17 protein-coding genes and 1 tRNA gene are annotated in these 23988 nt (G+C 46.1%); 6 read left to right on the plus strand and 12 right to left on the minus strand.

From position 1 onward, the window contains the following. Positions 1 to 4 precede the first annotated feature (4 nt). The 11 genes from ACYRYG_RS07480 to ACYRYG_RS07530 form a co-directional block, all read right to left on the minus strand. Entirely contained in the window at positions 5 to 3247 is a 3243-nt protein-coding gene (locus ACYRYG_RS07480) for a SusC/RagA family TonB-linked outer membrane protein (protein WP_460197922.1), read from the minus strand. 100 nt (positions 3248 to 3347) lie between these two features. Further along, the gene (locus ACYRYG_RS07485) at positions 3348 to 4694 is read right to left on the minus strand and encodes a TlpA family protein disulfide reductase (RefSeq protein WP_460197923.1); all 1347 of its coding nucleotides are present in this window, start codon (positions 4692 to 4694) and stop codon (positions 3348 to 3350) included. Between the two features lie 274 nt (positions 4695 to 4968). Next, positions 4969 to 5685 (minus strand): ribonuclease HII, encoded by a 717-nt coding sequence (locus ACYRYG_RS07490; RefSeq protein ID WP_460197924.1) that lies wholly within the window; start codon positions 5683 to 5685, stop codon positions 4969 to 4971. A 141-nt stretch (positions 5686 to 5826) separates the two neighbouring features. Next, a complete protein-coding gene (locus ACYRYG_RS07495; RefSeq protein ID WP_293419148.1) occupies positions 5827 to 7041 on the minus strand; it encodes a cysteine desulfurase in 1215 nt (404 codons plus the stop codon). Positions 7042 to 7083: 42 nt separating this feature from the next. Next, positions 7084 to 8427, minus strand: coding sequence for a Fe-S cluster assembly protein SufD (gene sufD, locus ACYRYG_RS07500; protein ID WP_293419154.1), 1344 nt, complete (start codon positions 8425 to 8427; stop codon positions 7084 to 7086). Between the two features lie 41 nt (positions 8428 to 8468). Then, entirely contained in the window at positions 8469 to 9245 is a 777-nt protein-coding gene (sufC, locus tag ACYRYG_RS07505) for a Fe-S cluster assembly ATPase SufC (protein ID WP_293419144.1), read from the minus strand. A gap of 81 nt (positions 9246 to 9326) precedes the next feature. After that, positions 9327 to 10775 (minus strand): Fe-S cluster assembly protein SufB, encoded by a 1449-nt coding sequence (sufB, locus tag ACYRYG_RS07510; protein WP_293419141.1) that lies wholly within the window; start codon positions 10773 to 10775, stop codon positions 9327 to 9329. A 238-nt stretch (positions 10776 to 11013) separates the two neighbouring features. Further along, positions 11014 to 13965, minus strand: coding sequence for a translation initiation factor IF-2 (gene infB, locus ACYRYG_RS07515; protein WP_460197925.1), 2952 nt, complete (start codon positions 13963 to 13965; stop codon positions 11014 to 11016). Positions 13966 to 14046: 81 nt separating this feature from the next. Continuing rightward, the gene (nusA, locus tag ACYRYG_RS07520; protein WP_293419135.1) at positions 14047 to 15315 is read right to left on the minus strand and encodes a transcription termination factor NusA; all 1269 of its coding nucleotides are present in this window, start codon (positions 15313 to 15315) and stop codon (positions 14047 to 14049) included. A gap of 3 nt (positions 15316 to 15318) precedes the next feature. Further along, on the minus strand, positions 15319 to 15786 hold the full coding sequence (gene rimP / locus ACYRYG_RS07525) for a ribosome assembly cofactor RimP (protein WP_293419132.1): 468 nt from the start codon (positions 15784 to 15786) through the stop codon (positions 15319 to 15321). A gap of 107 nt (positions 15787 to 15893) precedes the next feature. Beyond that, on the minus strand, positions 15894 to 17564 hold the full coding sequence (locus ACYRYG_RS07530) for a S41 family peptidase (protein WP_293419129.1): 1671 nt from the start codon (positions 17562 to 17564) through the stop codon (positions 15894 to 15896). Positions 17565 to 17787: 223 nt separating this feature from the next. Here ACYRYG_RS07530 and ACYRYG_RS07535 point away from each other — a divergent pair. Together ACYRYG_RS07535 and ACYRYG_RS07540 are read left to right on the plus strand one after the other, a co-directional pair. After that, a tRNA-Asn gene (locus tag ACYRYG_RS07535) sits at positions 17788 to 17861 on the plus strand. A 156-nt stretch (positions 17862 to 18017) separates the two neighbouring features. Beyond that, positions 18018 to 20312, plus strand: a complete 2295-nt coding sequence (locus ACYRYG_RS07540; RefSeq protein WP_460197926.1) for a TonB-dependent receptor domain-containing protein — start codon at positions 18018 to 18020, stop codon at positions 20310 to 20312. 162 nt (positions 20313 to 20474) lie between these two features. Here ACYRYG_RS07540 and ACYRYG_RS07545 read toward each other — a convergent pair whose 3' ends face one another. Then, complete coding sequence (locus ACYRYG_RS07545) at positions 20475 to 20933, minus strand: HU family DNA-binding protein (protein ID WP_460197927.1); 459 nt, start codon at positions 20931 to 20933, stop codon at positions 20475 to 20477. A 379-nt stretch (positions 20934 to 21312) separates the two neighbouring features. On the opposite strand from ACYRYG_RS07545, the gene ACYRYG_RS07550 reads away from it, so the two are divergent. The 4 genes from ACYRYG_RS07550 (at position 21313) to ACYRYG_RS07565 (ending at position 23931) form a co-directional block, all read left to right on the plus strand. Continuing rightward, positions 21313 to 21789, plus strand: a complete 477-nt coding sequence (locus ACYRYG_RS07550) for an RNA polymerase sigma factor (RefSeq protein WP_460197932.1) — start codon at positions 21313 to 21315, stop codon at positions 21787 to 21789. 132 nt (positions 21790 to 21921) lie between these two features. Then, positions 21922 to 22389 carry a hypothetical protein gene (locus ACYRYG_RS07555; RefSeq protein ID WP_293419238.1) on the plus strand — a complete coding sequence of 156 codons (468 nt, stop codon included), beginning with the start codon at positions 21922 to 21924 and terminating at the stop codon, positions 22387 to 22389. A gap of 21 nt (positions 22390 to 22410) precedes the next feature. Beyond that, complete coding sequence (locus ACYRYG_RS07560; protein WP_293419241.1) at positions 22411 to 22947, plus strand: DUF5024 domain-containing protein; 537 nt, start codon at positions 22411 to 22413, stop codon at positions 22945 to 22947. Between the two features lie 99 nt (positions 22948 to 23046). Continuing rightward, on the plus strand, positions 23047 to 23931 hold the full coding sequence (locus ACYRYG_RS07565; RefSeq protein ID WP_460197928.1) for a GIY-YIG nuclease family protein: 885 nt from the start codon (positions 23047 to 23049) through the stop codon (positions 23929 to 23931). The last annotated feature ends 57 nt before the right edge of the window (positions 23932 to 23988 follow it).

Genomic DNA, 23988 nt, shown 5'->3' on the forward strand with positions numbered 1-23988 from the left:
ATCTTTAGAAGTTTATATTCAGGCTCAGCGTACAACTCTTCGGCGCTCTCAACTGGAGTTCACCCGTCTTTGCATTCACCCTTTCCGGATCAATTCCATATTTATTACGGACACAGGTGAACACGTTTTCCATCTGAAGACGGATACGTAATGCCGAGATTCCAAGGGCATGACAGGCCTTGTCAGAGAGATGATACCCCAAGACCAGACTGCGTAATTTCAGGAAGTCAGCCGAGGCAACATCCTGGTCACAGTAATAAAGATCAGAAGTATACATATTCATCCTGCTCATCATATACCCGTTGCCCAGCAACTTTTTCCGGTCTTCCTCACTGGCATTCCAGTATTTCAGGAACGATTTGGGAATATAAGATCCGTACGACAGTCCATCCGATATATCCCAATCCTGTGCATCCGCACGGAATTTATTGCCGGCATAAAACACGAACATGCCACCCAATGAGAATCTTTTATAGGTAAGCGTAGGAGTAAAACTCCCGCTCCATTTAGGATCCAGAGTACCATTAAGTTCTACATCAGCCACGGTAAAGGCATCATTGTAAAGGCTGTTGCAGTTAGTTGCCCCATCGGCTTTCTTCCAGTACACCTGCTGATAACCATCCTCATCCGTTCCGATATGGTCAAAGCGGAAAGAATACAACGCATTGACCGGATCCCCCTTATGATAAGAGTCCAAGGCCTTCACTCCACTGGTTGCCTCATGATACAATGCCGTGATCTTGTTCTTATTATAGGCCAGCGTAAAGTCGGCGCTGATCCCAAAACCATCCTCCGTACGAGACCGGAGGATGTCTCCGCTCAACTGGAATTCAATTCCTTTATTGGAAACACCGGCATTGTTGGTATTCAGAGTCGTCCATCCTATTGTCGGGTTAACATCAATACTGCTCAAGACATCGGTACTTTTCTTATTATAGAAATCCACAGAGCCAGTGAGCCGGTGGGCAAACAGCGCAAAGTCCACACCTGCATCCACCGTGGCAGTTTTCTCCCAGCGTAACTGGTCATTAGGAGGAGCATTCAGATCAGCCACCTTGTCCCCATACAAATCGCTTGTCCGGATGACGGCTGTGAGGAAAGAAGAATATTTGGAATTGATATTCCCGGTAACCCCATAGCTGGCTCTCACCTTCAGAAGATCGATCCATTTGAATTCCTTCATGAAAGTTTCATTCTGCATATTCCAGCCCAAACCAGCTGACCATAGCGGACGGCTGCGGAACTTAGGATCAGCGCCGAACAGGTCAGCCTTATCCACACGGTAAGAAGCACTCATGCTGTACCGATGATCGTATGTATAGTCTGCCGTAGCATAATAAGACAGATAGCGATGCCTGGCACAACCAATATCGGCCACATCAGAACTGCTGAAAACATCCTGCGGAGTATAATTGGTTCCCAAGTCCGTCGTCTGCAAATTGATCAGGTCCTTGAAGTTGATCAGTCCTGTAGCACTGGTCAGCGTCTGTTCATCATAGCCATACAGTCTGTTCTGCGTATTACGACTATAGGTCTGGCGGTATTCATAACCAGCTACGGCATTAAGCTCGTGCTTGCCGGCAAAAGTTTTGTCATAAGCAGCCTGGGTTCTGAAGGTAAAATAGTTCTGTTCTCCTGAAGTGACATTCAGTTGTCCTCCTTCAGGCATATAATGTACACCACCACTGGTAAACAGATTATAGATGTGACGAATCCCATAGCTGTCAGGAGTCAGATAAGTTTCTCCCCGATCAGAAATATCCTCATACTGGAACATCGCGCTGAGACGCAGTTCCGGCAACAGACTGACATTCAGATGGACGAATGAACGTGAGTAGGTCTCTCTGGTCTTCTCAAAACTTTTGTGCAGTTCATCCACAGGTACCACTCCTTCATCCTTCAATCCGAAAGAGGAGTTCTGCAAACTGGGTTCATCCAGTGCCACATAACCTTTCAGGGTGGCCGGTGACCCGTCAGCATTATACATACTCTGGTAATCTGCAAAGGAAGTCAGATCATTCAGATCATAATGGCCAGAAGCGTGTTTTTTATCTCTCGTATTATTCAAAGTAATTCCGAAATTCAGATTCAGCCACCGGGTCACATTCAGGTCCCCATTATATTGTAAGGAAAGCCTGTTGCTATATTGCTCCACCTCCGAAGTATTATCCCCCTGCCAATTGACGACTATATTAGAATTCAGGTAACGTCCCTTCGTGCGCAGAGCCAGGTTATACTGCTGCATGAAGCGATTGTGTTCCATCTGATCCTGCCATTCCTTCCGGTAATTGTTCCGGCTCCATGCAGCAATCGTACCGTTATAATCAGCATCACTGACCTGTCCAAGATGGTGGCGCATCATCAACTGTGTAATCGGGCTCAGCAGTTTTCCTCTGTGCCGGTATTGTCCGGACAGATAATTATAAGCTTCCGGGTGATTGGTGATCCAGTCAAAATTATCCTGCTCCACCTTCAGGTGGTCAGCTGTACTGGCATATCCATAATCACTGTAATGGTTCTTATCATAAAAGGTCAGATCCGTATTGAGTTCAATATCAAGTTTCTCTTTTGTGGCCCTTTTCGTGACAATGACAATGACACCATTAGAAGCACGGGCGCCGTAGATGGCGGCAGCTGCTGCATCCTTCAGAGTAGTGATTTTTTCCACATCATAAGGATTGACATCAGCAAGGGTCCCGCTGATAGGCAGTCCGTCAACTACGACAAGGGGAGAACTGTCAGCATTTAAAGTCCCCGTTCCCCTGATCGTCAGATCAGAACCATACTTTACCAGTCCGGCGACCTTCCCCTCAAGGTTAGCTGCCAGATCAGGCATATAGCGTGTATCCAGATCCTTGGCAGTGATCGCCTGGAAAGCCCCGGTAGCATTTTCCCTCTTCAATTTCTGATAACCGGTGACGACCGTTTCCTGCATGGTATAGGCATCCGACACCATCGTAATCTTCATCGGTTTTGCAGAACCTTTGTACTGAAGATTTTTCATCCCCAGATAACTCAGTTGGAACATAGGCGTATTCTCATCAGACCTTACCGTAAAATGTCCGTCAGCATCTGTGATCGTACCCGTTTTCGTACCCATGACCTTGATGGCAACACCGGGCAGTGACTGCCCGGCTTCATCCACCACTGTACCGGAAAACAGATACTTCTGAGCTGTAGCGGGCAAGGCCGTCAAGAAAAATGCCAGTCCCAGAATCAATTGCCATAAATCTCTCTTCTTTCTCATAAAATCATTATTCAATCACATTATTACCAAACGACTATCATTCCTGATCTCGCTCCTATTCATAATATCCCATAAGGGATGCCTGAAGGCTACGATCATCCTACTTCCCCGCAGTCAGCCTCTCCAGCACCTCTGGTAATCCCTTGTCACTGGGACGCAAGGCATCACTGTCATAGACCGTCCCGTCAGCATTGATGATCAGGAAACGCGGGATAGCCGTGATTCCATACTCCTTGGATAAGACCTCATGCTCCTGTGCATTGACACGAAACTGATCCCACTGAGGCCGGTCTTTGGCAATCTTCGCTATCCATGCTTTCCTGTTTTGATCCAGGGAAACACTCAGGAACAGCAGTTGCTTATTATCCTTGAAATGCTCTGCAAGTGTAGCCAGATAAGGAATTTCATGACAACACGGGCCACACCATGTCGCCCAACAGTCAATATAAAGTACTTTTCCAAAATAATCACTTAATCGATGTGTCCGGCCCTGAACATCCTCGAAAGTAAAGTCTGGTGCTTTTCTCCCCTTCTTCGTGTTCTTCAGAGCATTGACTTTGAACTGATAGGCTTTGATCAAGGAAGAATCAGAACCGCAATAAACTTTGAAAGGGCCCCAGAAACGGTCAATGTCAGTATAATCCTTGCCATAGTTCAGCGTTACCTTAGCACATTCTCTCATCAGAGCATGCTTGACCGTAGGATCAGTAACATATTTCTTAATGGTATCCAGATAAGCCAGCCCATAGTCAGTAAGATCATGTCCAAACAGATTATCATACTGATGTCCCAGTTTATGATCAATGAACACCTGTGGTAAATAGTTCAACAAGCCGATCCAATTGTTCACATCGATACGATTACAAAGTCCGGAGTATTCAGGATCCTTATCGCTGAGCATCCGGAGAGAATAGCGCAGGTAACAATCATCATTCATCTGCCGCAGGAAACTCTTCATGCCACTTTCCTTCAACTCCGAGACTGCCTTGCTGACTTCCCTGTGGCTGGCCTCCAGCATAGCCTGTTTCCTGGCCACCGGAATCGTATCGTCCTGATCCTCATAAGAGAAAAATTTCTCAAACTTATATGATCTGCCATACAGATCCAACACCTTGGACTCTGCGACATGTCCCCCTTTATACACGGCCCTGCCGGATCTGCCGATCTCCATTTCCAAAGTGCTGCCCGGCTGCAAGAAAAAGCGGTACTCACTGCCGTCCTTCAGCCGGACAGAAGCCATACAGAAAGGCTGCTCCGTAATCTTATCCGTGGTGAAGGAGAAGTCCCCCTTGTCATCCGGCTGCAGGCGGATCACATAACCGTCAAAATCCGTTCCACCCTTGTCCGGATTATAAATGAGCCTTGCACCCTCTCGTAATGCAGGATCATCAATTTTCCCTTTTAACATCTGGGCAGATGCTGCAACAGGCAATAACAATGCAAGCATTGTAAAAAATAAAGTTCTCGATTTTCTTTTCATAACAAATCACTTCATCAAATTTCACTTTTCAATTTCACTTTTCATCAACTCCGGTGAATCTCTTGATTCACTTCAAAAAATATACGACTCTTCACCTCTCAGCCACCCTTCGGCAGCCACGAGAAGAATTATCTCCAAGATTATCTTTTATATTTTACAAAAATAGGCAATATTTATGAAATAGCCAAATATTTATTGCATAAATTTACTATTTCAAAAAAAAAGGTTTCATTTTGTGACTTTATTGATGTTTTTTATCTGATAAAGTAAACGATGATAAAGGACTTTGGTACAAAAGGGATTTGTCATTTTTCTTCAAACGGGGATCCGACAGAGCCTCTCCCTGGAAATGATAGCTTCTGCGGTGATAACCGGTAATTCCATATTTCAAGATTGCCCTGCAATGTTCAGCAGTGGGGTATCCCTTATTGTCCTTCCAATGGTATTCAGGATACAGTTTATCCAAACGTACCATCTCCTCGTCACGGTAAGTCTTTGCCAGTATGCTGGCAGCAGCTATTGCCTGATAGGTTCCGTCACCTTTAACCATCGTACTGAAAGGCAAAGCCACCGCACTTCGTGCACCATCTTTCTCTAAGGGATAATAAGGGTCAAAATGATTCCCGTCAATGATCAGGACTTGTGGCAGCACCTTCAACCGGTCTATTGCTCTGTGCATAGCCAAGAAACTTGCATGAAGAATATTGATCCGATCTATTTCCTCAGGAGTTACGATCCCTACCGCCCAGGCTAAGGCCTCCTCCTGAATTCTTATCCTTAAGTCATAGCGCTTTTCGGGAGAGAGTTTCTTACTGTCATCCAATTCCGGATTGTCATAATCCTGAGGTAAAATAACGGCTGCGGCATACACGCTTCCAACCAGGCATCCTCTGCCGGCTTCATCACAGCCGCACTCTATTCTGTTCTGATAATAATGAGGGATCAATCCATGTCTCATCTGAAAATCTTTAATTATGCTGTTCCTCCATGAAGGAGTAATCTATGCACGAAACAATCATAAAAAAGATGAAAGCCAGTCTGCTTCTAGCTATAAAGCAGTAAAGACTTTCATCTTCGTTCAATAGTCTTGATTCATTTTCTAAAACATTTTCCGTACTCTCTCTATCGCATCGGCGAGCACATCGATTTCCTCCCGCGTATTGTAAAGAGCAAAACTGGCACGGACCGTACCGAGAATCCCCAGGCGGTCCATCAGCGGCTGTGCACAGTGATGTCCTGTACGGACTGCTATGCCGAGCCGGTCAAGCAAGGTGCCCATATCCATGTGATGGATGTTTCCAACCAGAAAACTCACGACAGCACCCTTATGTGCAGACTGCCCGAAAATGCGCATTCCCTCAATTGCACCTAACTTCTGCATGGCATACCGGGTCAGATCTTTCTCATGAGCCTCAATGTTGTCTATACCCAGCCGGTCGACATAGTTGATTGCCGTAGCCAGGCCGTGGGAAGCAATATAATCAGGAGTACCTGCCTCAAATTTCAACGGTGGTTTCTCAAACGTAGTCCCCTTGAAACTGACATGCTCGATCATCTCGCCACCTCCCTGATAAGGGGGGAGTTTTTCAAGCCATTCCTCCTTACCATAGAGTACACCGATGCCCGTAGGACCATAGATCTTATGTCCGCTGAACACAAAGAAATCACAGTCCATATCCTGCACGTCCACTTTGAAATGAGGCGTACTCTGGGCACCATCCACCAGTACCGGCACGTCATGGTCATGGGCAATCCTGATGATCTCTTTTACCGGATTGACCGTCCCCAGGACATTGCTGACCTGAGTGATACTGACGAACTTGGTCTTATCAGTGAATAATTTCTCGTATTCATCCAGTATCAGATCACCCTTATCCGTCATGGGAATGACCTTGATCCGGAAGCCTTTCTTCCGGGCCTGCAGCTGCCATGGAACGATATTAGAATGATGCTCCATCACGGAGACGATGACCTCATCCCCTTCATTCAGGTATTCATCACTGAAAGTAGAAGCGACCAGATTGATCCCTTCAGTGGTCCCTCTGGTAAACACGATCTCCGAAGCAGACCTGGCATTGATAAACTGGCGTATGGTCTCCCGAGCAGCTTCATGCAACTCAGTTGCCTGCTGGCTCATCCAGTGTACTCCACGGTGCACATTAGCATTCACATTCAGATATTCCTCACGCATAGCATCCAGCACACACAAAGGTTTCTGAGTAGTAGCAGCATTGTCCAAATAGACCAGAGGCCTGCCATAGATCTTCCTTGCCAGAATCGGAAAGTCTTTTCTCACCTTATTTATATCATACATATCTTAAGTCCTTTCTCAGTCCTCATATTTATCACCTTCATATCATCTGCAGAGCCTGCAGCCCGCACATTTGCTCAAGGTCCCATCAAAGCGCTTCTCCACCAGATAACGCAGGCGGTCACGAAGCGGAATCAGGTCTATCTTGTCAATCACTTCATTGACGAAAGCCCGTTCCAGAAGAGCCCTGGCGGTTTTCCGTGGGACACCGCGTTGTTCCATATAGAACATAGCCTCATCATTCAACTGCCCCACTGCCGACCCATGCGAGCATTTCACATCATCCGCATAGATTTCCAGCATCGGCTGAGAATACATCTGAGCATCCGCCGTGCCCACAAGGTTCCGGTTAGTCTCCTGAGACGTGGTCTTCTCTGCTCCATGACGGACCAGCACCCGACCGGCAAAAGCTCCCATAGCCTTATCATCAAGGACATACTTATAAAGTTCGTTGCTTGTACAATGACCAGCCTGATGGTCTATCAAGGTGTTATTGTCGACACGCTGGCTCTTATCTGCCAGGACACAACCATTACAGAAACACTCTGCGCCCTCTCCCTTGAAGACAAGATCGAGTTTGTTACGTGTGACACCGTTATGAAGCGTGATCACATTATGCGTAACATGACTATCAGCCTGCTGCTGGATATATACATTGCTGACCCGCGTATTCTTGACATGAGTTTTCTCCAGACAATTCAACTCCAGTCTGGCTCCATTTCCGACATACGCCTCAATGATCTGTGTGGTCAGGAAAGAAATATCATCCACGGAATCATCACAGAACAAGAGATTCGCCTCCGCACCTTCCTCCAGGATGACCAGCACCCGCCGGTTGACCATCAACGGACGGTCTGAGTGGAGCAGGTTCACAACCTGGACAGGTCGTGGCATTCTCGTATTTTCAGGAACATAGATCAGCATTCCGTCCTGAGCCAGCATCGTATTCAGTGCTGTCACAGCATCTTCTTCAGGGTCTGCGATTTTCGCATAATACTTCGAGAGAAGATCCGGATGTTCTCCGGCTGCATGGCTCAGAGAGTCAATGATCACCCCTTCCGGCAAATGGGCATGAGGTAATGTTTTCGAATAAAACTCATCATTAACGACAAAATAAAGAGAAGTACTCAGATTCTGTACTTCACACTTGAAGGCCTCGTACGGGTTGACCGGTATCTCAAAGCGGGTCAGGTTCAAGCCATAATCAGGTGCAAAGAGTTTTTGCATATCCGTATACTTATATCTTTCCACCTTACGGGAAGGGAAGCCATTATCCTGGAAAGATTTAAAAGCCTTCTCTCTCACCGCATTCAACGGTGCCGCTGAATGATCATCTATGATCTTACGATTCTCTTGAAAGAGATCGATATATTGCTTTTCACTACTCATCATAATTCACCACCTTTCGTTCGACAATAGATTCATAGGGACTAAGCTTCACTTTTTTCAGCTTCCTCAGCATCTGCTTCTTCCTTTATCCAGTCAAAGCCACGTTTTTCTATCTCATTGGCCAGTTCCGGACCTGCCGTCTTCACGATACGTCCCTTGTAGAGCACGTGAACGGAATGAGGCTTGACAATATCCAGCAAACTGGCATAATGGGTGATGACGATGAATGAATTCTCCTGTGTATGGAGTTTTTTCACCCCATTGGCGACAATACGCATGGCATCTACATCCAGGCCGGAATCTGTCTCATCAAGGATAGCCAACTTGGGTTCGAGCATTGCCATCTGGAAAATCTCATTCCTTTTTTTCTCACCTCCGGAAAACCCCTCGTTAACATTACGATGCCACAATTTCGGATCCAGATCCACGAGTTGACGCCGTTCGCGCATCAGCTTCAAGAACTCAGCAGCACTGAGCGGTTTGAGTCCCTGATATTCACGTCTGGCATTTACGGCAGCCTTCATGAAATTATTCATGGACACGCCAGGGATCTCCACCGGATACTGGAAAGAGAGGAACAAGCCTTCACAGGCACGTTCTTCCGGTTTCATCTTTAGGAGATCCTTACCATTGAAGATTGCCTCTCCTTCCGTAACGGTATAGAGAGGATTACCCGTCAGAATGGCACTCAGTGTAGACTTACCTGATCCATTCGGACCCATGATGGCTGTGATTTCACCATCCTTAACCGTGAGGTTGATGCCTCGTAATATTTCTTTTCCTGCAACTGTTGCATGCAAGTTTTTTACTTCAAGCATATTATCTGAAATTAAATGTTACATTATATTCAACTTAAGAGTTGAACCTGTATCAATTGGCCCTGCCGGTGGTTATACAGATCACCCCACCGTTCCCTCCAGGGATACGGAAAGGAGCTTCTGGGCCTCAACGGCAAATTCCATCGGGAGTTTATTAAGCACTTCCTTCGAATAGCCATTGACGATCAACGCCACAGCCTGCTCCATCGGAATACCCCGCTGATTACAATAGAAGAGTTGGTCATCAGAGATCTTTGACGTGGTAGCCTCATGCTCCACGACTGCGGTCTCATTGTGAATATCCAAATAAGGAAAAGTGTGCGCCCCACAATTAGAGCCTAAAAGTAGTGAATCACAACTACTGTAGTTGCGCGCATTGTCTGCATTGCGGGCAGCACGGACCAGTCCGCGATAAGAATTCTGGCTGTGTCCTGCAGAAATACCCTTGGAGATGATCGTGCTTTTAGTATCCTTCCCGATATGGATCATTTTCGTTCCCGTATCAGCTTCCTGATAATTATTCGTCAACGCCACGCTATAAAATTCCGCCTGGGAATGATCACCATGGAGGATGCAGGACGGGTACTTCCACGTGATCGCCGAGCCGGTTTCCACCTGGGTCCACGACAATTTGGAATTAACGCCTCTCAGGTCTCCACGTTTTGTAACGAGGTTAAACACGCCTCCCTTACCATTCTTGTCACCCGGATACCAGTTCTGGACGGTTGAGTATTTCACCTCAGCATTGTTATTGACGATGATCTCGACGACGGCAGCGTGTAACTGGTTCTCATCACGCATCGGAGCAGTACAACCTTCCAGATAGCTCACGTAGGCATCATCATCAGCAATGATCAAGGTACGCTCAAACTGTCCGGTCTGACGGGCATTGATCCGGAAATAGCTGCTCAGCTCCATCGGACACCTGACCCCTTTAGGGATATAGACAAAGGAACCATCACTGAACACTGCACTGTTCAATGAAGCGAAGAAATTATCACGGTAAGGAACGACCGTACCGAGATATTGCCTGACCAGATCAGGATGATTTCGGATCGCTTCACCCATACTACAGAAAATGATCCCCTTCTCACGCAACTTGTCCTTGAAGGTGGTCTTCACGGAAACGGAGTCCATGATGGCGTCGACGGCCGTACCGCTCAGGGCCAGCCGCTCCTCCAAAGGAATACCCAGTTTATCAAAGGTCTTCTCTAGTTCAGGATCTATCTTCTTATCCTTACGCTCTTTTACCGTCGGATCGGCATAATAAGATATCCCCTGATAGTCAATCTTTGGAACATGCACATGCCCCCACGTAGGTTGCTTCAGCGTCTTCCAGTAATTATAGGCCTTGAGGCGGAAGTCCAGCATCCACTGTGGCTCCCCCTTCTTCTGCGAGATCAGTCTGATGACGCTCTCGTTCAATCCTTTCTTAATGATGTCGGTTTGTACATTAGTGGAGAAGCCATATTCATACTTCTCATTGGCCACTTCCTTGACAAACTCGTTATCAGTTTTCATTTGTGCCATAAACTTACTCTTAAAATATAAATAACCTTCCCGTTTTCCGGTCAGGATTCCACCCCCTCCACAGTCTTTGCGGCTGTCTCAGGTCTCCAGTCTGATAACTATCACATAAATGCAACAAATATCATACCAAAAAAGCGATACCTCCAGCCTGTCAGTGACAGGTAGGCAGTACCGCTATATCTTATCTCCAACTGGAATCAAAGCCTACAGCCCGATCCAGTTCTATCCACGAATGGAGTTATAATTTCTGATCCACTTCCACCTCCGTAAAGGTTTCTATTTCATCCCCCACCTGAATATCATTGAAGTTGACCAGGCTCAATCCGCATTCCATCCCTGTAAGCACTTCCTTGACATCATCCTTGAAGCGTTTCAGTTCATTGATTGAAGCCGTCTTGATCACGATACCGTTACGCACTACACGAGCCTTATCCTTAGCATGAATCTTGCCTTCCGTGACCAGACCACCGGCAATCGTTCCGACTTTGGAAATCTTGAAGACCTGTTTTACTTCTATCTGTCCGGTGACCACTTCCTTCTTCACCTTATCCAGCATTCCTACCATAGCAGATTTAATATCATCAATGGCGTTGTAAATGACTGAATAGGTGTTGATCTCCACTCCTTCACGCTCTGCCAGTTTCCGGGCATCCACAGAAGGACGGACCTGAAAGCCGACAATAATGGCATCTGATGCACTCGCCATCATAACATCATTCTCTGTAATCTGCCCAACGCCTTTCTCTATAACGTTCACCTGGACCTTCGGCGTAGAGAGTTTGATAAATGAGTCTGACAAGGCCTCTATAGAACCATCCGTATCTCCTTTGACGATGATATTCAACTCATGGAATTCTCCACGGGCGATACGCCGTGAAATATCTCCCAGAGTCAAGCGCTTCTGCGTACGCAAGCCTTGCTCGCGCTGAAGCTGTTCACGCTTATTAGCGATCACACGTGCGTCCTGCTCAGAATCGATCACATGGAACTGGTCACCGGCGGCAGGTGCGCCGTCAAGTCCCAGCACCGTCGTGGGAACAGCCGGGCCGGCCGAATCCATGGACTGGTTACGTTCATTGAACATCGCTTTCACACGTCCCCAGCTCGTTCCCGCCAGGATCACATCACCTACTTTCAATGTTCCGTTGGACACCAGGACAGTAGCCACATAACCACGGCCCTTGTCGAGAGCAGACTCGATAACGGTACCTGTCGCCTTACGGTTAGGGTTCGCTTTCAGGTCTAACATATCAGCCTCCAGAAGCACTTTGTCAAGGAGTTCGTCTACGCCGACACCTTTCTTAGCACTGATCTCCTGACACTGGTATTTTCCTCCCCAGTCTTCAACGAGCAGATTCATATTGGACAAGTCGGTGCGGATCTTATCAGGATTGGCACCAGGTTTATCTATCTTATTGATGGCAAAGACCATTGGAACTCCTGATGCCTGACAGTGAGCGATAGCCTCACGCGTCGTAGGCATCACAGAGTCATCAGCCGCAATGATGATGATGGCGACATCCGTAACCTGTGTACCTCTGGCACGCATAGCGGTAAAAGCCTCATGCCCAGGGGTATCCAGGAAGGTGATATGCCGTCCGTTTTTCAATCTGACATCATAAGCGCTGATATGCTGGGTAATCCCGCCTGCCTCACCGGCAATCACATTGGTCTTACGGATATAGTCCAGCAATGACGTTTTACCATGGTCGACATGCCCCATCACGGTCACGATAGGCTGACGCGGCTTCAAGTCTTCAGTCTTATCAGCTTTCTCCGTGACAGCCTCCTGGACGGATGCGCTAATATACTCTGTCTTGAAACCAAACTCCTCTGCGACCATATTGATGGTTTCAGCATCCAGACGTTCATTGATAGACACCATCATTCCCACGCTCATTAAAGTGGAAATGACCTTTGTCACCGGGACGTCCATCATGGAAGCTAACTCACTGACGGTAACAAACTCAGTAAGTTTTAAGACTTTGCTATCCTTCTTTTCAGCAGAAGCAACTTTTTCCAGTTTTTCCTGGACAGCAACACGCTTCTCCTTACGGTATTTAGCACCCTTCTTATTCTGGTTTTGCTTATTGGTCAGACGAGCAAGTGTCTCCTTCACCTGACGAGCCACATCCTCCTCATTCACCTCCAGCGGTTTCTGGTTACGCCTGCGGTTACGGCTACGCTTCCTGTTGCTCCCGTTGCTCCCCTGCTGCTGTTGCTGGCGGGCCTCAGCGTTAATGTCTACACGCTCTTTATTAATCCGTACACGCTTCTTCCGCTCACCATTATCATGGTTCAATTTACTCTCACGCTCTTTGCGCTTCTCCTCCTTCGACTTGCGTTTAGGACGGGTACTCTGGTTCAACGCTGACAGGTCTATTTTCCCTAACACCTTCGGTTCATTGAGAGTCAACTTACGTTCACTCTTCAAAGTAAAGACCTCCGGTTGAGAATGTGACGGCCTATCTGCTTGTTTCTGGGCAGGAGTTTCCTGAGAAGTTGGCTGCGGAGCCTTTTGCTGGACAGGATTTTGATTCTGTGCCCGCTGCACAGGCTGGCCAGAAGAATGACTTTGCGGATACTCCGGTTTCCTCATCGGTTGACGGGGAACTCGATCAGTTCTATCAGCCCTCACCGGGCGAGCGCCGTGAGGCACTTCTGCGGTTTTCGGACGCGGCTGATTCACAGATTTTGCTTCTGTTACTGGATTCTTCTTTACCGGAGTTGCGTCTTCCGGTTTTGTCTTAGGCATAGGTTTGACAGGTTGTTGACTGACGGCAGTATCTTCTTCTCTTTTCTGACGTGAAGCATCCTTTTGCTTCGGAGCAACAGACGGCACCACAGGCTTACGACCGACAGGATTCAATTCGATCTTTCCCAATGGGGTATACTTCTGATGGCCGGATTCTTCCAACACATCAGCAATGCGGGAGACATGAGGTTCTTTCTTTGTCTCCTGCACACGCTTTTTCTCCTTTGGCTTCTTCTGAAAGAGTTTTTCGGCCTGACTTCTCACTTCTGCGTCCTGACGGAACTGGCTCTCTAGAGCCTTATACTGTGCGTCATTGAGCTTGAAGCTTAAGTCTTCCTTAACCTCTCCCAATTCTTTCTTGGATTTTAGGAAATCAACTGCCGTTTGAAGTCCTATATTCAATTCACGTAGTGCTTTATTTAATCTGATGCTCATTAATGAATGATCTGTTATTATCTCTGATCTGCTAAATATGTAGTATCATCTTCATGCGCTCTACCAGCGTACGGTGACGATTTATTGTTTCGCGAATTCGGCCTTCAAGACATTGAGGACATGATCCACGGTTTCCTCCTCAAGATCAGCCTTATCCACCAGCATTTCACGTGGTGCATTGATGACCTGACGGGCGGTTTCCAAACCGATGCTCTTGATGGCATCAATGACCCACTGATCAATTTCATCCGAGAACTCATCCAGATAGATGTCATCCTCAGCCTCACTTTCAGCGATCTCACGGAACACATCTATGGTATATTCCGTCAGCATAGAAGCCAGTTTGATATTTAATCCGCCACGTCCGATGGCCAGACTGACTTCTTCAGGTTGCAGATAAACTTCTGCCTTTTTGTTTTCCTCGTCGATATTGATGGAGGAAATCTTCGCCGGACTCAGGGCACGCTGAATAAACAACTTGATATTGTCGGTATAGTTGATGACATCAATATTCTCATTATCCAGTTCACGGACGATGCCATGCACACGGCTGCCCCTTACTCCGACACATGCCCCTACCGGGTCGATACGGTCATCATAACTTTCAACGGCCACCTTCGCTCTCTCGCCGGGAATGCGGGCCACCCGCTTCACGGCGATCAGACCATCAGCAATCTCCGGGACTTCTCCTTCCAGCAGACGCTCCAGGAATACCGGACTGGTACGGCTGAGGATAATCTTAGGATTATTATTCTCATTATCCACATGGTCGATCACGGCCCTTACCGTTTCCCCCTTGTGATACTGGTCAGCAGGAATCTGTTCAGATTTAGGAAGGATAAGTTCGTTATTCTCATCATCTACGATAAGTACTTCACGCTTCCAGATCTGGTAGACCTCACCTGCGATGATCTGTCCTACCCGGTCTTTATATTTATTATAGAGAGCATCATGCTCCAACTCCAGAATCTTGGAGGACAACGTCTGCCGCAGGTTCAATACAGCACGACGGCCGAACTTACTGAAGTTCACCGATTCACTGACATCCTCACCCACTTCATAATCGGGTTCTATCTTACGTGCATCCGATAGACTGATCTCCTTATTCTCATCTTGTACCTCACCGTCGGCAACGACCTTACGGTTACGGTAAATCTCAAAGTCTCCTTTGTCCGGGTTGACGATCACGTCGAAATTCTCGTCACTGCCGAAGATCTTGGCAAGGACCGTGCGGAAACTTTCCTCCAGCACGCTCACTAATGTTGTACGGTCAATATTCTTGGTCTCCTTAAATTCCTTGAAGGAATCGATCATACTCTGAGTTTCTTCTTTCTTCGTCTTTGCTGCCATAGCTTATTTGAAACTGATTAAGTATTTTGTATATTTCACTTTATCCATCTGGTAAGTGTGATCCACGTCCATCTTCACCGGACGCTTTTTGCCCTCCACCTTCACTTTCTCGCTGACAGCGACCACAAAGTCATTGCCATCTACGCTCTTGAGCACGCCTCTGACTTTCTTGCCTTCGGAGTCTTCCACTTCGACCTGCTTGCCCACATAGTTCTTATATTGCTGGGGTACCTTAAAAGGCTGGCCAAGGCCGGCTGATCCCACTTCGAGTTCATAATCCTCCTCGTCACGGTCCAGCCTGCTCTCAATATATTTACTGAGCTCCACACAATCATCAATCCAAACGCCATCAGCATGATCAATCTCCACCACGATATGATCGTCCTCACTGATCTGAATGTCCACCAGGAAATATTCCTTGTCTTTCAGCCAATCTTCTACGATGTCCTTTACGACGCTTCTGTCAATCATCCCTCAACTTATGCTTATTAAAAAAATGAGGAGCCCTTCATCAGGAGCCCCTCATTCCACTGAATGGTGCAAAAATAATAATATTTTCGCACACACGCAAATATTTTCTATTTTTTCTTTGGTTGTAACAGTTTTTTATACGATTCAGGGTTCTGGATAAGTTTCATTGCTGCCTGCATTTGTTTATCTGTACGCAGCGCATTCTCTATTCCTCCCCGCTGGTAATAATAAGCTGTCACGATGTCATTCTCGATCAGTTGCTTGATAGCTTCCCGGTTGAAGTCAAGATCCTTAGCCACATTATGCTTCAGTTTCTTCTCCAGAGCGGCAAACTCCGGTTTGGCATCATTATAATAACCTTCAAATTTGGCGAGCTTCTCCAGATTCTTGAGATAATTCTCCGTCTCGTGATCGTATGTAAAGTGGCACTGCAGAACCCGCTGCTTGAAATTATCATAGTCAGCATCCGTCAACTGGAACTTATCCGGAGGGGCAATCGTCGGATGACGAGCAATATAGTCGAGTTCATAATTAAGCAGCACCTCATTACTATCACGGCCGGCAGCCAGGTAAAAGGCGATATTCGGAAGAGAGTCAGATTCCAGGACCACATCGGGCTGGATTCCCCCTCCATCACGTACCAGACGGCCATGAAGGGTATGGAACACATGGGTGAGTGAATCGGGCACATGCTCGGTATATCCGCCGTTGGCATGTTTATAATTAATCGCCTGAATACAACGGCCGGAAGGAATATAATATCTGGCCGTAGTCAGTTTCAGTTGGCCATTATAGGCAATATCCACCGGCAACTGCACAAGTCCTTTGCCATAAGTCCGCGTACCTAAGATGACGGCACGGTCAAGGTCCTGCAGAGAGCCGCAGGTGATCTCACTGGCACTGGCCGTATTCCCGTTTACCAGAACAATGATCGGCATCACCGTATCAATGGGCTCCACGGTAGTCTTGTATTCATGATTCGCCTGTTTCAGTTTGCCAATCGTCTTTACGAGGGTAATGCCTTTAGGTACGAACATATTGACGATATTGACAGCCTCCTGAAGAGAGCCGCCACCGTTGTTTCTCAGATCAAGAATCAGTCCCTTTGCTCCTTGTTTCCGGAAATTGATGAAAGCCCGGCGTACATCCTTTGAACACTGATCAGTAAAGGAGCTCAGATTCATGTAAGCGATGTCGTTCGCCTGCATCCCATAATACGGAAGGGAAGGCAATTGTACAGACTTACGCACAATTTTAAACTTCATCGTTTTTCCGGTGCTCGGCCGCTTGACCTTAAGAAGGAACGACGTTCCCGGATCTCCACGGAGATGATTGCTGACATATTGTACATCCTTGCCGATCATTGAAGAGTCGTCGATGGACAGAATCTCATCACCCCTTTTCAGCCCTGCCAGGGCTGCAGGCATCCCTTCATAAGGCTCATCAATAATGATATGATGATTCTGATTATTGAGGCGGACGATTGCTCCGATACCGGCATATTTTCCAGTCAACAGTTGTTTCAGGTCCTTCACCTGATTTTCAGGATAATACACAGTATAAGGATCCAGACTCTTCAACATCGCATTGATGCCGTTACCAATCACTTCGTTGGCATTCAAAGTGTCTACATACATCAAGTCAAGGTACTTATAGATATCTGTAAAGATTTCCATATTTTTAGAAACATCAAAAGCATGATTATCTTCCGACGTTCCTGTCTGTGCAGCAGCTGGTAAAACGGCCGCCATAAAAATTGCTAAGACCAGTTTCTTCATGAAGCTTATTTTTTAGATTCTGATTCAATGCCTATTTAGATTCCTCTTATTATGGAGTCCCAAGGATGCCTGCAAAATTACGATATTAAAGCGGAAAAACACTAGAAAGGCTCGAAAAAATTGCTTATTTTAATAGAAAAGCAAAAATTCCTTTCAAAAAATTTGGTAATAAGGGAAAAACGTTTTACCTTTGCAGTCGCAATCTAAAAGACGTGATAGAAAAGCTTCAATAGCTCAGTTGGTTAGAGCATCTGACTGTTAATCAGAGGGTCGTTGGTTCGAGTCCATCTTGAAGCGCAACATGAAGGAGTTACGAATATTGTAACTCCTTTTTTCATATCCGGACACAGGCTCAGGAACATCAGGATATCATGGGGTCATTTTATAAAGTTGGTTTTTTAAAACCATCTTATTATGTTTCAGGTATAAAGGAATTAATAATAAAATCCGGGCATGAATGTCATTAAAAAGATAACTCTGACAACACTATATGCCATAATATACACCTCAGCTATGGCCCAGATCAGCGGCTACGTGAGGGAACAGGGGGAAGGCGCACCTTTGGAGTATGTTACTGTGGCCTGTCTGAACGCCAGCGGTTCTGCAATTGGTGGAGCACTGACCGACTCACTCGGATATTTCAATATCAGTCAAGCAACAATAGAAGACTCACTGCGATTCAGTATTGTCGGCTATAAGACAAAGACTATATCCGTAGTACAGTCTGGCAGCGTTGACACTGTTTATCTTGAGAGAGACAATACCGTCTTAGGCGAAGTGGTTGTTCATGGCAAGCAGATTGTCCAGACGCCGAATGGCTTTGTAGTAACTATCAACGATGTGCTTAAGCAACTCGGAACAGCCAGAAATGTTCTTGGTCATATACCTTTTGTAACAACAAGAAATGGATCCATCAGTGTCATTGGCAAAGGCAATCCCGTCATTTATATAAACGACCGGCAAATGAGAAATGCTACCGAGTTGGACCAAATTAATTCTTCTGACATCAAGCAGGTGGAAGTCATAACCAATCCGGGAGCGGAATATGCCTCCAGCGTGAATTCCGTCATCAGGATACGGACGGTGAAAAGAAAAGGCTACGGATTTGGTAGCAGGGTTGACGCTGAAGTTTCCAAAGAAAGGAAATGGTCCTATAATGGCGGAATATCCTTGAACTATCAAACAAGAAGAGATGTCAACTTTTTCGCTTCCGTACGGTATAACAGAAATGACGAAAAGTACTCCATTAAACAAAACCTAAACTATTGGCGGCAACAGGAAATCAATCAAACAGCAAACGAAGACCTGCATGGTACGACGTGGTACAGTACAGTCGGATTCGACTATCAGAAAGACAAGGCCTCTTTCGGAGCGATGTACAGGTACACTTACGATCCTACCCATGCTTTAGGCAATGACAGTTTCTCTGTTTACAGGAATGGAGACTTTCACATTTCGCAATCTTACAGAGACAGAAGAAATATTACTGAAGGCACCCACTATGTCAATGCTTATATGAATGATGACTTCAGCAAGGACACGCATCTGAAATTGGACGCCGATTATATGAATGTCAAAGCTCCACGCAGCCAGGAATATGTGATGGACAATGAAGGGCTGTACACCAACTCGCAAAGCAGGAGCCAACTGTATGCGGACCGCATAACTTTCTCGTCGGCTCTGTTCGGAGGCACCGTAACTGTTGGTGAAGAGAGTTCTTATACCCACACCCGCAACAACTATAATGTTCTTTCTACAACCACGCTGACCACTGACCTGACAAGCAATCGCACTCGGAGCAGGCAGCTGTTGCTGGCTGTTTTCGTTGACTACAGACATCGTCTCAGCAAATTTCTGGATGCCAGCATTGGTGGCCGCTATGAGCATGCCAACTTTGATGATTACATCAACGGAATCAAAGACCCTGCTGCCAGCAGAAGGGACAACAACTTCTTTCCATCCACCTCAATATCATACAGTGGAAAAGACATCCAGATGTCACTGGCATATCGGTATACCACAATCCGCCCCATCTATTTTTATCTGCGCAGTTCCGTGGAATATGACAGCCCTTATTTCTACGCCACAGGCAATCCGTCACTACTTCCCCAGACGACGAATCTGATATCCTATTCCTTCTTCTGGAAGAACCTGCAGTTCACAGCAAACTATTACATGCACAAAAATTCGACAGTGTTTACCATGGACAGATATCTGGACAGAGACTCCATAGTCCTGTCCAGTCCGGAGAATATACGTCACAACCAGACCTTGGACCTTGCACTGGTCTTCAGTCCCACATGGTTCAGCATCTGGAGTCCTCAGTTCACATTGGACTTCAACAAGCCGTTCATGACTTATCATGGTACAAGCTACAGAAAGCCCATATTATCTTTCGAGTTTGACAACACTGTTCAGCTGCCCCTTCATTTTCTGTTCGGCCTAGATATGAACATGAGCACGAGCGGAAATATCAGCACGGACTTGGAATACAATTACAAATCATTCCAACTCGACACCTATCTCATAAAGACCTTTTTCAATGACCGCATGAGGCTGAGGTTCTCTGTCGACAATGTGTTAAACATTAATCATACAAGATTATTGAGGTCAACGAATAATATAGATATGCGTCAGTGGTACAATAATAATAGAAGAACATTCCGGCTGAGTTTCAGCTATGAGATAAATCCAACAAAGAAAAAGTACAAGGGACAGGCTTCAACTAATGAGATAAACAGACTGTAAATGAGATTTTCTTTTTATCTCCAGCATGGATGCCTTTAAACGGTCGCTTGACTTATGAAAGTTTGCGCTATTCCACTCGTCATTAATGATTACGATGTCTATTCTCCCACCGATAATGTTACGGAAGAACAGACACCTGTCATTTTAAGAAAAGATGCTGCCCTAAGACTTTTCCGCATCCGCTCCGGACATCCTCTTAGGACGGGAATAGTCCTCCATCTCCTCAAGCCTGATGCCATCATTAAAGGACCAGTGGACACGGTGCGTAGCCGAATCATAATAACCGGCAGGAACGAAATGGGTATACACCCGTTTGATATGTTCTTTCGGCTTAAACTCAACAGAAGGACTGAGTGCTACCGATTTGATACCCGTATGGAAATAGCCAAAACCATCAAGGACGACCTTCTGCCCGTCCATGAGTTGCTCCTTCATTACATTCTTCAGCGCAGAAAGCACTGCAAGGGTGTCTGCCTCCGTCGCAGTACACCTCCGGGTAATCATGTCTGCCAATTCAGGAGTATGGACTACACCACTGACACAGACTCTTGCAAACCACTTCCCGTTCCGGGAAGGGTGGCTGTGATCAACAATCTGACTCAATTTATATTTTACACTCATCACTTATAAATTTAAATCCGCTTCAATTCTTTTCTCTCCACTAGCACTGATTGACAGGTCTATCATAGTCACATTCTGCATGGTAACTGATCAAAATGGCGCATTTTGCCCTACCGAAATGGTGCATTATGGGGTAGCGAAATAGTACATTATGGTATACCAAAATGGCGCATTATGGTCACAGGGTAGTTAGACTTGCAACACCAATGGCTCACACATCAACTATTAAACGCACTGTAAAGATAACTCATCCTGATTCGATTTGCAAATTTATGAGTACTTTTGTCTTATAGAACCGAATAAAGGATAATCATAGTTTTAAAAAAAACTTCCTTTCCGATGTCACAAAACACATACTTGAAGTGTCTATCTAATGAACATGAGTCCAAAAGCATTTGAAATATGGGTCAAAAAGCTACGCCCGCAACTGCTCATCCTCTCCATCCAAATCCTGGGCGATAAGGACGAAGCAGAAGATGTGGTACAGGACACGGTGCTAAAACTCTGGTCCATGAGAGCACAACTCGACAGATACCGGTCAGCCGATGCATTGGCCAGGGTCATCACACGCCGATTGTCCCTCAATGCCATAAGGAACAGAAGCCATGAGAGAATCAGACAGGACATTCCGATAGCCGACTCGCCGGAAGACCGGATGATCGATACTGAGGAAGAAGAAAGGGTGATGGAGATGATCCGCACCCTACCCGACAAGCAACAGACCATCCTCCGCATGAAACATATCGACGGCATGGAAGTTTCTGAAATCGCCCGGACCACAGGGATGACCGAAGAAGCTGTCAGGCAAAACCTCTCACGGGCACGAAGAAGAATTATCTCTCTTTTTAACAGGTGACAAGCGGTCACCAGGGGCAGTCCCTCTCTGACTGCCCTTTTATTCAAGATACAAATGAAATACATCCGGAAGGTAAACTGTACCAGATCAAAAATCTGGCATATCCCGGAATAATGGAAAGGAAAAAGGAAAATGACAACGATCCATCAAGACCAGGCCAGACAATGGCTGGAAAAGTTTCTCGACGGAAGGACATCCAATGAAGAAGAAAAGGCACTCTATACCTTCTTCGCTTCTGATGAGGTGCCAAAGGATCTCAGAAAATACAAGAAGATGTTCGCCTGGTATGCAGGAAAGATGCAAGGTGATCTCCCACGGCAGTCGAGGGCAAGGCACAGGATGGTGACCGCCCTGTCCATCGCAGCCTCGATCTTGCTATTAGCCGGTGTGGGATTCGGTATCCAGAAACATATCGAGCAGCAAAAGGTCTATGAATGTTACGAAGGCAGCTACATTCTTCATGACGGACAGAAAATCACTGATCTCCGGAAAATCCTGCCTCAACTCCAGGCTACGGAACATCAGGTTAAGGTACTGAAACAGGAAGTCCACCAGCAAATCACGGGAAAAACCGACGAGGATGAGCTCCCCGTCATCTAAACAAAACAGGAGGATCAAAATATGAAACGAATACTAATGATGATTTTCAGTCTTTTACTTGTGATGCCACTCATGGCCCAATCCAGCATTGAGAAAGTAGTTTCAGAGATTGAAAGCAAAGGAGTTGACGGCACGGTTATCATAAAGCGTAACCCCACAACCAAAAAGTTCATTAGCAAGACCCGTTGCTATAACTTTGTCAGCAAGAACGGGAACTATGCAGAGAAACTCATCCGCGCTTTCAAGGAAAGCAGTGATAATGCTATAGAATATGTCCAGTCGAGAAACAACTATGTGGCTAAGTTTGCCAGTGGTAACACCATCACTTCATATATTCTCAATATCAGCAACTATGGCAGCCAGAATCCCAGGGTATCTCTCGTCATCACGTCAAAAGACAAGAACTACAGAGCAGAAATCTTCGACTTTGATCCAGGAATGTCAATACAGATCAATCCGGAGCAAAAGGAAGAACTGGAAAACGAGATTAAGCATTTAAAAAGTCTTAGTGACCGGCTTGCGGTAATCACCCATCATTACCAGCAAAACAATCCTTAAACTTTTCTGACAAAGGCATTTGATAATCCTTCTTTCTAAAGCATTTCTGACATTTTTTTCTTATATTTGCAGGGACATTAAGAAGTAAAGGAAGAGCAAATGGCCAGTCAAAAAGATCTGTCTAAAAGGTTGTTACTGATTTTCTATAAACTGTATGTATCAACTATCCAGGAGAAGGCATCAGCCGTCCCCGGGCAGATGCTCCTTAATTTTGTGAATGATCATATCAGCACTCCCATTTCGGAAAGGACCCTGCAGCGTGACATCAAGGAAATCCTCAGCATTCTGCCTGTACAGATCAGTTATAATAACAAAAAGGGAGGTTATCGCCTGTCGGCAAAAAAGACAAAAAACATCCGACGCGAGGTGAAGAGCCAGGGACAGGAAATGGAACTGTCGGATTCTCAAATCGACAAACTCAAAGAGAAACTCGTCCTGTTCAAACTCTATGACCCGCAAAAGGATTTCAGTTGGGATATTCCTAATCAACCAGGCAGCTATATCTTCCTGCTGCGGAGCGGTAGCACACTTCCCCCAACCTCAAAGATTCCGGTTTACAGTAAGATCGAAGTCAACGGCGAGCCTTTCCGCGTCCTTTATACAGGCATCAGCACGAAAGCACGCCTCCGCAAGCGTATCTATGCCCGGCATTTCGGGAACAACTCAGGGAAATCCACATTAAGGAAATCGCTGGGGCGATTATTCCATTTCAACCTTATCCCCCGTGACAAGAACAAACCAGATGATGGTTATAAGAAATTCTGTAAGGATGATGAGATAAGGTTAACAGAATGGATGCAGGAGAACCTGATCATCCTTTACTATGACCATGCAGATAACTACGAAATGCTACAGGGCCAGTTGATCTCTTATCTGAACCCGCCTCTGAACATCAAAGACAACCACAATCCAGTTAACCTTGAATTCAGGCAGGAATTGAAAAGACTAAGGATCGGGAGACCACTTGCCCATCATCAGGATTGATCCCCTACAGGAAAGTTATCCGATGACAGGGAGAAGAGCCCCTCCGATACCGGTCCT

It is taken from the genome of Segatella asaccharophila (assembly GCF_054687055.1).